Source organism: Pseudomonas sp. VS40 (assembly GCF_018587885.1).
In the GTDB taxonomy this organism is placed as follows: domain Bacteria; phylum Pseudomonadota; class Gammaproteobacteria; order Pseudomonadales; family Pseudomonadaceae; genus Aquipseudomonas; species Aquipseudomonas pergaminensis.
Genome location: NZ_JAGYWD010000010.1, coordinates 1 through 12,500, shown reverse-complemented (window position 1 = coordinate 12,500; position 12,500 = coordinate 1). Strand labels below are relative to the sequence as shown.

Annotated in this window: 8 protein-coding genes; 3 read left to right on the top strand and 5 right to left on the bottom strand. The window is 62.7% G+C overall.

Annotated elements, in window-relative coordinates; translation table 11 throughout:
• From KHP07_RS24855 to KHP07_RS24835, 5 genes are all read right to left on the bottom strand, one after another.
• Nucleotides 1–1,311, bottom strand: a complete 1,311-nt coding sequence (locus KHP07_RS24855; protein ID WP_214498186.1) for an MFS transporter — start codon at nt 1,309–1,311, stop codon at nt 1–3.
• A gap of 76 nt (nt 1,312–1,387) precedes the next feature.
• On the bottom strand, nt 1,388–2,812 hold the full coding sequence (gene aldA / locus KHP07_RS24850) for an aldehyde dehydrogenase (RefSeq protein WP_214498185.1): 1,425 nt from the start codon (nt 2,810–2,812) through the stop codon (nt 1,388–1,390).
• A gap of 122 nt (nt 2,813–2,934) precedes the next feature.
• On the bottom strand, nt 2,935–4,380 hold the full coding sequence (locus tag KHP07_RS24845) for a mechanosensitive ion channel domain-containing protein (RefSeq protein WP_078048230.1): 1,446 nt from the start codon (nt 4,378–4,380) through the stop codon (nt 2,935–2,937).
• Between the two features lie 166 nt (nt 4,381–4,546).
• On the bottom strand, nt 4,547–5,413 hold the full coding sequence (locus tag KHP07_RS24840; RefSeq protein ID WP_078048229.1) for a pirin family protein: 867 nt from the start codon (nt 5,411–5,413) through the stop codon (nt 4,547–4,549).
• Nucleotides 5,414–5,489: 76 nt separating this feature from the next.
• Nucleotides 5,490–6,695 carry a multidrug effflux MFS transporter gene (locus KHP07_RS24835; RefSeq protein ID WP_078048228.1) on the bottom strand — a complete coding sequence of 402 codons (1,206 nt, stop codon included), beginning with the start codon at nt 6,693–6,695 and terminating at the stop codon, nt 5,490–5,492.
• Nucleotides 6,696–6,798: 103 nt separating this feature from the next.
• Between KHP07_RS24835 and KHP07_RS24830 the strand changes: the two genes are divergently transcribed.
• The 3 genes from KHP07_RS24830 to KHP07_RS24820 all read left to right on the top strand — a co-directional run.
• Entirely contained in the window at nt 6,799–7,905 is a 1,107-nt protein-coding gene (locus KHP07_RS24830; RefSeq protein WP_214498184.1) for an efflux RND transporter periplasmic adaptor subunit, read from the top strand.
• Between the two features lie 2 nt (nt 7,906–7,907).
• Nucleotides 7,908–10,991 (top strand): efflux RND transporter permease subunit, encoded by a 3,084-nt coding sequence (locus tag KHP07_RS24825; protein ID WP_099491274.1) that lies wholly within the window; start codon nt 7,908–7,910, stop codon nt 10,989–10,991.
• 131 nt (nt 10,992–11,122) lie between these two features.
• Nucleotides 11,123–12,500, top strand: a 1,378-nt coding sequence (locus tag KHP07_RS24820; RefSeq protein ID WP_250883730.1) for a DUF6531 domain-containing protein, incomplete at its 3' end; no start/stop codon positions are given.

Below are 12,500 nucleotides of genomic sequence, written 5' to 3'. Positions count from 1 at the left end.
TCAGGCACCTGTCTGGTTGAATTTTTTACGATTGATTCGGGCGCGCAGGGTCAAGGCCGCAAGGGTGCCGAGCACGCCGATAAAGGCGATGTAGCCGAAATACAGGTTGTAGCCGGCCTTGCCTGGGTAGGTGTCGGTCAGGTAGCCGTTGATCAGCGGGATAAAGGTGTCGGGCAGGTAACCCACCACCGAGACAATGCCGATGGCCAGGCCGGTGATACGCAGCGGGATGTCGCAGCTGTCGAGGATCGCCCAGTACAGGCCACGGATCGCGTAGGTCATCAGGCCGATGAAGATCACTGTGCCGATCAGCAGGCCCAGGCTGTTGAGTGCCGGGAACACGATCAGCCCGACCATGGCCAGGGTCACCAGCACCAGTGCGACGATCAGCACCGAGATGTTTGAGAACTTATCCCCCAGCCAGCCGCCGCCGATGCCGCCGATGGGGCGCATCCACAGCTTGATGGTGGTGATGGTGCCGGCCATCACGGCGGTCATGCCGCTGCCCTGCAGGTAATCGGAGAAGCTGTAGGTGGCCCAGAACATGTGGTAACCGCAGAACACGATGGCGGTCACCAGCCACAGCTCGGGGATTTTCACCAGGGTGGTCAGGTCGGCGACCAGGTTGAACTTGCCCTTCTCCACCACCGCCGTCTCGGCCATGGACTTGGGGTCCTTGAGCAGCACCAGCACGCAGCCGATGGCGATGCACACGAAGGAGTACAGGTAGACCACGTGCTTGAAGCCTTCGGCAGCCGTCTGGTTGCGGGTTTCGGTGGCGTAGGCGAACAGCCCCAGGGCCACGGTGGCCAACAGCGCCTCGACCAGCCCGCGACCGCCATCGAGGATGCCAAAGAAACGGCCTTGCTCGCTGTGGTGGGCGATCATCTTCACGCGCTTGAGCACCGAGGCCCAGAACGTCAGGCCGGTGGTCAGGCCCCAGCAGCCGAAGATAATCATCAGGCCGGTCATCGACGGCACGGTGGAATACCACAGGCCCAAGGCGCCGGTGGCAACCAGCGAGAAGAAGATCAGGAAGCGCGGCGGCAAGCGGTCCGCCAGCCAACCGCTGGGCAGGTAACTGAGCAGGAAGATCGTGCCGAGCATGGAGTACAGGTAGCCCAGCTCGCTGTGGTTGATGTGGAACACGTCGAGCATGGTGGTCTGGTAGACCTGGCGCAGATAGAGGATCGGGTAGATCGCCCCGGCGGCCAGCACCAGCAACATCAATTGGAAATAGCGACTGGCTGTGTCGCTGTTTGCCGCAGGCACGGCAGCGGGAACCTGGGCAACGGGTGCAGGCTTGGACATCATTCGGACCTCAGGCACCCGATGCACGGGTGCCCCGATAATTGTTTTTATTAAGGGTGTTGCGGGTATTCGTGGATCAGTACTTCATGACCACCAGGCGGGTCTGGGTGAACTCAAGCATCCCGTGCTTACCGTCGTCGCCGCCCAGCCCTGAGCGTTTCCAGCCGGCATGGAAGCCCTGGTAAGGGTCCGCCGGGGTGCGGTTGACGTACAACTCGCCAGCTTCGATGGCATTCGCCACTTTCATCGCCGTGCGGTAGTTCTCGGTGTAGAGCACCGACGACAGGCCGAACTGGTGGTCGTTGGCCATGGCCAGTGCTTCGTCGATGTCGCGGTACTTGAGCACCGGCAGCACCGGGCCAAAGATTTCTTCCTGGATGATTTCCATGTCCTGGCGGCAACCGCTCAGCAGGGTCGGCGGGTAGAAATGGCCCGGGCCTTCGGGCAGCACGCCACCTGCTTCCAGTACAGCACCGGCGGCCACGGCGCGCTCGACCATGGCATGGATATGCTGTTGCGCGCTGGCATTGACCAGGGGGCCCATCAGGCTTTCGTCGCTGGCGCGATCGCCGAACTTCACCGCGCTGATCTTGCTTTTCAGCAGCGCCAGGAACGGCGCGTAGACGCTTTCATGCACATACACCCGCTCCACCGCCGTGCACAGTTGGCCGCAGTGGGTGGTCTTGGAGGCGACGATGGCGCTGGCGGCCTGTTCCAGGTTGGCGTCCGCCTCAATGATCGCCGGGGTCTTGCCGCCTAATTCAAGCGACGGCTTGGCGATATTGGCCTTGCAGTAGTCCAGCACGATGCGCCCGGCATTCACGCTACCGGTGAGGGTAATCAGGCCGACGGCCTTGTGGGTGCAGACGCTGGCGGCGGTGGCGTGGTCCATGGTCAGGATGTTGATCACGCCGGCTGGCACCCCGGCCTGGACCACGGCCTTGGCAATTTCAAACGCCGACAGCGGCGTGTTGTTGCTCGGCCGCACCACCACCGTGTTACCTGCGATCAGCGCCGGGGCGATCTTGCGCAGCAGGGTGTAGACCGGGTAATTGAACGGGATCAGGCAGGCCACGACGCCAATCGGCTCGCGTTGCAGGAACAGGTTTTCGTCCGGAGTATCGCTGGGGATGATCTCGCCTTCGATCCGGCGCGCCCATTCGGCGTGGTAGCGGGTGATCTGTGCGGCGTAGCGCGCCTCGTTGCTGGCATCGCTGACACTCTTGCCGGATTCGCTGGCCAACGCGGTGCCAATGGCTTCGGCGCAGGCATCCAGCGCATCGGCGAATGCACGCAGGTGCTCGGCGCGTTCGATGCTGGTGAGTTTGCCCCAGGTTTTCTGGGCAATGGCGGCGGCGTCGACGGCGGCAACCGCTTCATCCGGCGTGGCAGCGCTGACGTGGCCCACCAAGGCTTCGGTGGCGGGGTTGTAGACCGCGATCAGTGCATCGCTGGCAGGTTCGACAAATTGACCGTTGAAAAAATTGCGCTCGAGTTGCATGTGGTTTGCCCAACGTTGTTGTTATCCGAGTGACCTGCAGTTTTGTCATCGGCCAGCCGTTGGACAAACGATTTATTGCGTGGGGTAACGTGCGAAAAACGCAGGTTAGTCGGCTTCAGCCCTCAACGACCGCGCTGGCGCAGCCACTGCAGGAAGCCCTTCTTCACCGGCACCACCGGTGCTTCCTGGGTCAACGCCTGCGCGGCGTGCAGGCGGAAATCCAGCAAACTCTTCATGGCTTCGCTGATGTCGTGCCGCGCATCCAGGCACGGCTTCAAGTATTCCTTCTCGATGCGGTACAGGGAACAGAACGTCTTCGCGGTGAAATCCGCCAGCGCCGCCTGGTCGGAGAGAATGCCCGCCTCGCCGATCACCTCTCCCGGCCCCATGCGCCCGGCCTCGAACGTGTGCCCGCCCTTGGTCAGCATCACCGAGACCACACCGGACTCAACAATGAACAAATGATCGCTGACCTCCCCCGCCGGCAGGATCATCTCGCCCGCACGGTAGGTGTGCAGGGTCATGTTCTGGCTGAAGGTGTCTTTTTCTTCCTGGCGCAGGGTAGAGAAAATCGACGACCGCTCCAGCAACGCGCGCGCGGCAGACATGCTCGGTGGCGCACTGCTTTCAGTCGCTGACAGCAAGCCGACGCCCGCCGCTTGCAGGTGACGGAAGGCCAGGTCGTACAGTTGGTTGCGCACCTCACGCTTGAGGGTCATGGCTGGCACGAATCCGCTGATTTCATACTCGACGCCGCCACTGGCCGAGGTCTTGAACGCCACGCTGGGTGCCGGCTTGGCCAGCAGCGGTCGACACCCTTGCATCGCCCGCTCCAAGGCCTCGATAACTGTCTGTGGCCGCGCGTGGGGGCTGACCTGCAGGCTGACCGTCAGGCCGAACATATCTGCCGGGCGCGAGAAGTTGACGATCTTGGCCTTGGCCGCCAGGGAATTGGGGATCACCGCCATGCTGCCCTGGGAGGTTTGCAGGCGCGTGGCGCGCCAGTCGATGTCCGTCACCCGGCCTTCGGTGCCATCGATGGAGATCCAGTCATCGAGCTGATAGGGCTTGGTGGTATTGAGCACGATCCCGGAAAATACGTCGCTCAGGGTGCTTTGCAGCGCCAGGCCGACGATGATCGCCACCGCACCGGAGGTGGCGAGCACGCCTTTGACCGGCAAGTCGAGCACATAGGCCATGGCGGCAATGATCGCGATCAGGAAGATCACCGCCCCCATCAGGTCCTGCAATAACCGCCCGGTGTGTCCGACCCGCTGCATCATTACCGCACCCAGCAATACCGTCAGCGTTCGCGCCGCGAACAGCCACCAGCCGATCTGCAACGCCGTCGCCGCCAGGTGCAAGGCGGTGTTGTCCGCATAGGGCGCGAGTTGCATGGGGTTCATGCCGTCGTTGAACAGCACGGCACTGAACACGGCAAAGATCACCAACCGCGCGGCCAGCTTCCAATTGGCGAGGTTGACGGAAATAAGACGCCACACGGCGATGTCGATAAAAATCAGCGCCAGGGCGCACAACATCGGGTGATCAGCGATAAGTGAGGGCATCCAGGCGACTCCAGGGGCAATGACGGGAAGATCGCATGAAATGAGAACGCTGGAAACAAAATGTGGGAGCTGGCTTGCCTGCGATGCAGGCGCCTCGGTGTATGCGTTACACCGCGCTGATGCTATCGCCGGCAAGCCAGCTCCCACAGGGTTTTGCAGCGGGTTGTCAGGCGTGCATCTGCCCGAACTTGCCCGAGTGGAAATCGGCAAACGCCTGATGAATCTCCTGCTCGGTGTTCATCACGAACGGCCCATGCCCAACGATAGGCTCGTCGATCGGCTCACCACTGAGCAGCAACACCTTGGCGTCATCATTGGCTTCCAGTGTGAGCTGGCGGCCATCACGCTCGAACAGCGCCAATTGGCCTTGGCGCGCGACTTCCTCGCCATTGACCAGCACCGTGCCGCGCAGGATCACCAGGGCGGTGTTGCGCCCCTCGTGCAGGTCCAGAGTGACGGGCTTGCCGGCGTTGAGGCGCAGGTCCCACACGTCGATGGGCGTAAACGTTCGGGCCGGGCCCCGGGTACCGGCGAACTCGCCGGCAATCAGCCGAAGTTGCCCGGCGTCGTTTGCCAAGGGCAATACCGGGATGTCGCCGTCGACGATCGTCTGGTAGCCGGCGTCGGCCATTTTGTCCTTGGCCGGCAGGTTGACCCACAGTTGCACCATCTCCAGCGCCCCACCGCTGCGGGCGAAGGCTGCGGAATGGAACTCCTCGTGGAGGATGCCCTTGGCGGCGGTCATCCATTGCACGTCGCCAGGACCGATGGTGCCGCCGGCGCCGGTGGAGTCGCGGTGTTCGACTTCACCGTCGTAGACGATGGTCACGGTTTCAAAGCCGCGATGAGGGTGTTGGCCAACGCCGCGACGTTGTTCGGTCGGGGTGAAATCCGCCGGGCCTGCGTGGTCCAGCAACAGGAATGGACTGATGTGCTTGCCCATGGCGTCGTAGGAAAACAGCGTGCGCACCGGGAAGCCATCGCCGACCCAGTGGGCGCGGGGGCTGGTGTAGATGCCGATAAGCTTTTTCATGGTGTACCTCCAAAGTGCGTACACCATAAGGCGGCCGACCGGTGAGCACTAGCCGGCAAAAGCAGCCTGGATCGTCCTACGTATAGGACAATCCCTTGACCTGACGCTGACGCAACAGGTGAAACGCCACAAACGCCGTCACCGCAAAGCAGGCCTGGATAATAATCATCGGCGCGGCGCTGCCATCGCGCAATTGGCTCAGCAACACACCGCTGCAAGTCGCACCGAACATCTGCGCAAAGCCCATCAACCCAGCCGCCAGACCGGCGCGGTGCGCATTGGGCATGACCCCGCCGGTGACCGAGCCGGGCAAGACCAGCCCGCCGCCGAGGGTGACCAGGGCGATCGGGATATCCAGGCCGAGTACCGACAGGCCGAACAGCTCAAAGATGACCACGGCGGACACCCCGCCAATGGCCACCATCGTCACGCCCATCGCCACAATCCGCTGCGGGCCCAGGCGCAGGATAGTGCGCCGGGTGTAGGTGGAACCGACGATCAGCATCGACACAATCAGGCCGAAATTGATGCCGTACTCAAGGCTGGTGAAGCCCAGCAGGTTGATGAACACCGCCGACGAACCGGCGATCACTGCAAACATGGCGCCATAGGTGCACGCCAGGGCCACGGCGAACGCGCGGTATTGGCGGCCCTTGAGCAGGTCCAGGTATTGGCCGCCAAGGGTGCGCCAGTGACCGGCCTTGGGATCGAGGTAATGGTTGCTCTCGCGAAAGAACAGCAACGCCAGCAGCAGCACCACACTGCCAATCGCCAGCGCCAGGAGGATCGGCGCACGCCAGCCCAGCAGTTTGATCAGCAAGCCGCCGACCATCGGCGCCACCACGATGGCGTAGAGCATGCCGATCATGGTCAGCGCCAGCGCCGGCCCCGCTTCGGCCTTCCACACGTCCCGTACCACCGTGCGCGCCAATACCAGCGCGGCGCAGGCGCCCAGGCCTTGCAACACGCGCGCTGCAATGAACTGGTGGATGTCCTGCACCAGCAGCATCGACAACGTCGCCAGCACATACAGCGCGAGGCCGCCGATGAGCACCGGGCGTCGGCCAACGCGATCCGACAGCGGGCCGAACAGCAACTGCCCGAGGCCGAACGCCGCCACAAACGCCGATAGCGCCATAAGGGCCGATCCCGCCGGCGCGGCCAGTGCCTGCTCGATGGCGCCGAGACCGGGGATGATCAATTGGGTCGAGACCTCACCCAGTGCCGTCAGGGCCACCAGTAAACACAACAGGCTTCGCGATGGGACCGGGGCGTTTGTCATGGGGAGCATCCGGGGGGCTGGATTAATTTATATTTCGACCATAATATGCGTAAAAAATTATGTCCATAATTTTTTGCCCAATGGTTACCCCCCGGAGCCCGCCATGCACCCTCTCCCCTTGCGTCTTCTCACGCCCCTGGCTTTGTTGATCATCCTCAATGGTTGCAACAGCAAGGCCGACACCGCCGCCGATGTGCCCCTGCCGCGCCCGGTCCTTGCCGCCAAAGTCGAAGCCGCCGGCACCCAGCAAAGTGCCTATACCGGCGTGGTCGCTGCGCGTACCGAAAGCGACCTGGGCTTCCGGGTCAGCGGCAAGGTCATCGAACGTAAAGTCGACCCCGGCCAGCACGTGTCCCGTGGCGACACCTTGCTGGTGCTCGACATCGGCGACTTCGAACTGGCACTGCGCTCAGCCAAGAACCGCGTCAACGCCGCCCAGGCGCAACTGCGCCAGCGCCGTGACGACGAAAATCGCTACCAGCGCCTGGCCAACACCGGCGCCGTGTCGCGGCAGATCTTCGACCAGTCGGCCACCAACCTGCGCGTCGCCGAAGCCGAACTGGCCTCGGCGCAATCCGACGCCAGCCAGATCGAAAACCGCCGCACCTATTCGATCCTCAAGGCCGATGGCGACGGCATCATCACCGACGTACGCGCAGACCGTGGCCAAGTGGTTGCCGAAGGGCAGATCGTCGCGCGCCTGGCCCATGACGGCGCCCGCGAAGCCATCGTCAACCTGCCGGAAAACCAACGCGACCTGGCGTCGCAAAAAGCCCTGGCCTTCCCCTTCGGCGCCCCGGACCAGGCGGTGGCCGCCACCCTGCGCGAGCTGTCCGCCAGCGCCGACCCGACCACCCGCACCTACCGCGCCCGCTACGTGTTGCATGGCGCGGTCGACCGTTTCGCCCTCGGCTCGACCATCACCGTGCGCCTGCAAGGCAACGGCCAGGCGCAGCAGACCCGAGTGCCCATCGGCGCCTTGCAGGATGCGGGACAAGGTACCGGCGTCTGGCTGATCGGCGCGGACGACAAGGTCAGTTTCGCCCCGGTGAAAGTCGCCAGCCTCGGCCAGGAAGACGCCTTGCTCGACAGCGGCGTAAGCCCCGGCCAGGTGATCGTGGCCCTCGGCGCACACCTGTTGCACAGCGGTGATGCGGTGCGCCTGCTGCCCGCGCAAGCACTGGCCCTCAACCGCAAACAGGACAATTGAGCATGCGCGGTATCAACCTCTCTGAACTGGCGGTCAAGCATCGCGCGGTCACGTTGTTCCTGATCATTGCGATCCTTGCCGCCGGGATCTTCTCGTTCGGCAAACTCGGGCGCGCCGAAGACCCGTCCTTTACCGTCAAGGTGATGACCATCACCGCCGCCTGGCCCGGCGCCACCGCCCAGGAAATGCAGGAACAGGTGGCCGACCGCCTGGAAAAACGCCTGCAGGAGCTGGACTACTACGACCGCGTCGAGACCATCGCCCAGCCGGGCTTCGTGTCGATGCGCATGACCTACAAGGAGTCCACGCGCCCCAGCGAAATCCAGGACCTGTTCTACCAGACCCGCAAAAAACTCAGCGACGAAGCCGCCAAACTGCCCAAGGGGGTGGTCGGGCCGTTCTTCAACGATGAATATTCCGATGTGTATTTCGCCCTGTACGCCCTGGAGGCCGAACACTTGCCGCATCGGCAACAAGTGCAGATGGCCGAAGCGCTGCGCCAGGACTTCCTCAACCTGCCGGGGGTGAAGAAGGTCAATATCCTTGGCGAGCAGGCCCAGCGCGTGTTTGTCGAGTTTTCCTATGAGCGCCTGGCGACCCTGGGTATCAAGCCGGACCAGATCTTTGCCGCCCTCGCCGCACAGAATGCCGTGGCGCCGTCGGGCTTTGTCGAGACCGCCGGAGCTCGCGCCTACATCCGTATCGACGGCGCGTTCGACAGCCTGTCGCTGATTGAGAACGTGCCGCTGGAAGTCAATGGCCGCGTGTTGCGCATCGCCGATGTGGCCACCGTCAGCCGGGGTTATGAAGACCCGCCCAGCTACCGCATCCGTCACCAGGGCGACCCGGCGTTGATGCTCGGCGTGATCATGGAGAAACACTGGAACGGCCTCGACCTGGACAAGAGCCTCAAGGCCCAGGAAGCCAGGATCCAGGCGGACCTGCCGCTGGGCGTGAACTTCGCCAAGGTCTCCGACCAGGCGAAAAACATCAGCCTGGCGGTGAACGAGTTCATGCTTAAGTTCTTCGTCGCCCTGGCGGTGGTGATGGTGATCAGCCTGTTGGCCCTGGGTTTTCGCGTCGGGCTGGTGGTGGCCGCTGCGGTGCCGCTGACCTTGTCGGTGGTGTTTGTAATCATGCTGCTCACCGGGCGTGAATTCGACCGCATTACCTTGGGCGCGCTGATCATATCCCTGGGCTTGCTGGTGGATGACGCGATTATCGCCATCGAGATGATGGTGGTGAAGCTGGAGGAAGGCTTCGACCGCATCCACGCGGCCACCTTCGCCTGGAGCTCCACGGCGGCGCCGATGCTCACCGGCACGCTGGTCACCATCATCGGCTTTCTGCCGGTGGGTTTTGCACGGTCCGGAGCGGGTGAATATGCCGGCAATATCTTCTGGATCGTCGGTTTTGCGCTGATTTCATCGTGGCTGGTGGCCGTGGTCTTCACGCCGTACCTGGGTGTGAAACTGCTGCCACAGATCAAGCCGGTCCCCGGCGGCCATGATGCGATCTACGCCGGGCGCTACTACCAGAAACTGCGCACGCTGGTCGAAGCTTGCGTGCGCAAGCGTTGGCTGGTGACCGGGTTGGTGGTGGCCGCGTTTGTACTGTGTGGGTTGGGCATGGGCGTGGTGAAGAAGCAGTTCTTCCCCAACTCCGACCGTTCCGAGCTGATTCTTGAGGTGTACATGCCGCCCGGCAGCGCCTTCAAAAGCACTGAGGCGGTGGCCGCACAACTGGAAAAAGCGCTGCTGCAGGAGCCGCAAACCACCCTGGTCGACACCTATGTGGGCGGCGGTGCGCCGCGCTTTTTCCTGTCGCTGAACCCCGAACTGCCAGACCCGGCGTTCGCCAAACTGATCGTGCAAACCCCGGACTCCCACGCTCGCGACGCGTTGAAACTGCGCATGCGTGAACGCATCGCCGCCGGTGAGTTTCCTTCGGCGCGGGTGCGCGTGACGCAACTGCTGTTCGGTCCGCCCGTGCCGTTCCCGGTGGTGTTCCGCGTTTCTGGCCCGAATGTGGATGTGCTGCGCAGCGTGTCCGAAGACGTGCGCAAAGTCGTCGCCGCCAACACGCTGACCAAGGATGCCTTCCTCGATTGGGGCGAGCGCACCAGCGCTTATCGCCTGGTGCTGGATCAAGATCGCCTGCGCTTGCTGGGCTTCACCCCCAATGAGGTGAAGTCGCAGCTGAATGCCCTGCTCAGCGGCAACCCGATCACCGAAGTGCGCGAGGGCAACCGTACCGTCTCTGTGGTCGCCCGCGCCCAGGGTAGCCAGCGCGAGGACCTCGGCAACCTCAATAACATGACCCTCACCAACAGTGCCGGCACCTCCGTGCCGCTGGCCCAGGTCGGGCATTTCCAGGCGGTGATGGAAGAACCGATCCTCAAGCGCCGCAATCGTGCGACCACCGTGGAAGTGCGCGCCGACATCATCGACGGCGTGCAACCACCCGACGTGGAGATGGCCGTGTTCAAGGACCTGCAACCGCTGATCGCCAAGCTGCCCGCCGGGTACCAGATCGACATCGGCGGCCCGGTGGAAGAAAGCGCCAAGGCCAACGTCGCCCTGGCGGCACTGTTCCCGATCATGATCTTGCTGACCCTGACGGTGATCATGTTCCAGGTGCGCTCGTTCGGCGTGATGTTCATGGTCTTTGCCACTGCACCGCTGGGGTTGATCGGCGCGGTGCCGACCTTGTTGCTGTTCAACCAGCCATTCGGGTTCAACGCGATCCTGGGCTTGATCGGCATTGGCGGAATACTGATGCGCAACACGCTGATCTTCACCGACCAGATCCGACAGAACCAGGACCACGGCATGGCGATCCGCGAGGCGATCATTGAAGCCACGGTGCGGCGTGCGCGGCCGGTGATCCTGACCGCGTTGGCGGCGGCACTGGCGTTCATTCCGTTGACGCTGTCGGTGTTCTGGTCGTCCCTGGCCTATGTGCTGATTGGCGGCGTGCTGGTGGGCACGGTGTTGACGCTGTTGTTCCTGCCCGCGCTGTGCAGCCTGGTGCTGGGGCGGGAGAAGACAAAAGTTGTCGAAACTTCCCACGTAGCGGCCGGATAAGCTCTACTCCCCTCCCCTGAAAAGGTCCGCAAAGTCCCTCGCCTGACTACACAGCGCGAGGGATTGCAGATGGATTTTCTGATTGGAGCGGGTTCTTGAACCCGGCCATTGGCAGGCTGGCCCTGACCCCAATGGATGTGAAGACGGTCGATGTCGAGAGCGTCTTTCGCGATTTCCGGGAATGCCTGAACACCTTTGATGACTGGGCGGAAAGCTTCTGGAGCTTTTCCGCGCTGGATATCGAACAGGTCTTCAAGGTGGGGGATGAAGTGGCGCTGGTAGCGCCGATCAACCGCTCCCTGTTCCCGAGCAGCACCGTCGCGACTTGCCAGGCCAACGGCAAGCTGACCCTGGTGCACATGTTCCAAAGCACGCAATTTGTACCCATCGGCAACACGCCGGTGGTGTTGCAGCGCGTCGACCTCAACGGCGGCCCACTGGGCGAGCCGATCCACAAGACCATCGGCCCGAGCGGCATTCTCGACATCGACGAGTGTGAGCGCGACCAGCGCTACCGGGTCAACTTCTACCCCAATGTTTCCAAGGACCACATCAAGGCGCTGTATGCCTCTTATCAATCGGTGATTGATGCATTGGAAGTGCGCCTGCGCGAAGAGTGGGAGAGCACCTTTAAGGCCCAGTGGAAGGACTACACAGACGCCAACCCGCTTGATCAGCGCAGGATGCTGGAGAAGGCGTTTCTTTACGGAATGGGTAAGGCGCTTTACAGCGTTTGGGACAATTTCACGCAATTGTTCGACCTGCTGGCGGATATCCAGACCCACAGTGAGACGTTGCTGCGGTACATCTCCCAGACCGAATTGGATGAACTGCTGAAACTCGGCAAAGACTCGATTGCCCGCGGCCTGCTGGTACTCAGCGATGAGCCGCTGATGTTTATTTATGTGTCGGCGATTTCCAGCTGGATACGGATGTTGCCGCCGCAAGAAATGAACGAGGTGATGGGGGAAATCACCGGCGAGGTGTTGATCGGCCTGTTGCTGATAAGGGCCATGGGGGCAATGGGTGTGACGGTGCGCCTGGGTGCCCAGGTGATGAGTCATATCAAGTCTGGCCGGGCACGCCAGTGGTTGGAGAAGCTGGCCGATCAACTGGCCGGACCTCGGTTGGAAGCGCATGTCGAAGCGGCCAAACCGTTGTTGCTGGGGAGCGCGGGGACACCGATCAAGGTGATTCCAGATGCGCCGTTGAAGGCTGGGGATCAGTTGGTTTCCAACCCGGTGTCGGTGGTCCGGGACAAGACCACGCAACGGACGGTGTTGGTGCGGCAAGAGCCTGTGGATGACGTGCCGGCTGTTGCGAAGAATCCGGCTGGGGATGCGGCCGCCTCTTCCGACAAGACAGCCACCAACGGCTGCCCAGTGTCGATGGTCACGGGCGAAGAACTGCTGACCCTCACCGACGGTGCACTGGACGGGATTTTGCCGTTTGAGTGGACCCGGTTGTACCGCACCAGTGCGGTGGAAATGGATTGCGGGTTGGGGTTTG

What these genes read in the sequence shown, in the direction of transcription:
- KHP07_RS24840 (WP_078048229.1), bottom strand. Translation starts at nt 5,413, where the DNA reads ATGAAAAAGCTTATCGGCATCTACACCAGCCCCCGCGCCCACTGGGTC.
- KHP07_RS24855 (WP_214498186.1), bottom strand. Translation starts at nt 1,311, where the DNA reads ATGTCCAAGCCTGCACCCGTTGCCCAGGTTCCCGCTGCCGTGCCTGCG.
- KHP07_RS24835 (WP_078048228.1), bottom strand. Translation starts at nt 6,695, where the DNA reads ATGACAAACGCCCCGGTCCCATCGCGAAGCCTGTTGTGTTTACTGGTG.
- aldA (WP_214498185.1), bottom strand. Translation starts at nt 2,812, where the DNA reads ATGCAACTCGAGCGCAATTTTTTCAACGGTCAATTTGTCGAACCTGCC.
- KHP07_RS24830 (WP_214498184.1), top strand. Translation starts at nt 6,799, where the DNA reads ATGCACCCTCTCCCCTTGCGTCTTCTCACGCCCCTGGCTTTGTTGATC.
- KHP07_RS24845 (WP_078048230.1), bottom strand. Translation starts at nt 4,380, where the DNA reads ATGCCCTCACTTATCGCTGATCACCCGATGTTGTGCGCCCTGGCGCTG.
- KHP07_RS24825 (WP_099491274.1), top strand. Translation starts at nt 7,908, where the DNA reads ATGCGCGGTATCAACCTCTCTGAACTGGCGGTCAAGCATCGCGCGGTC.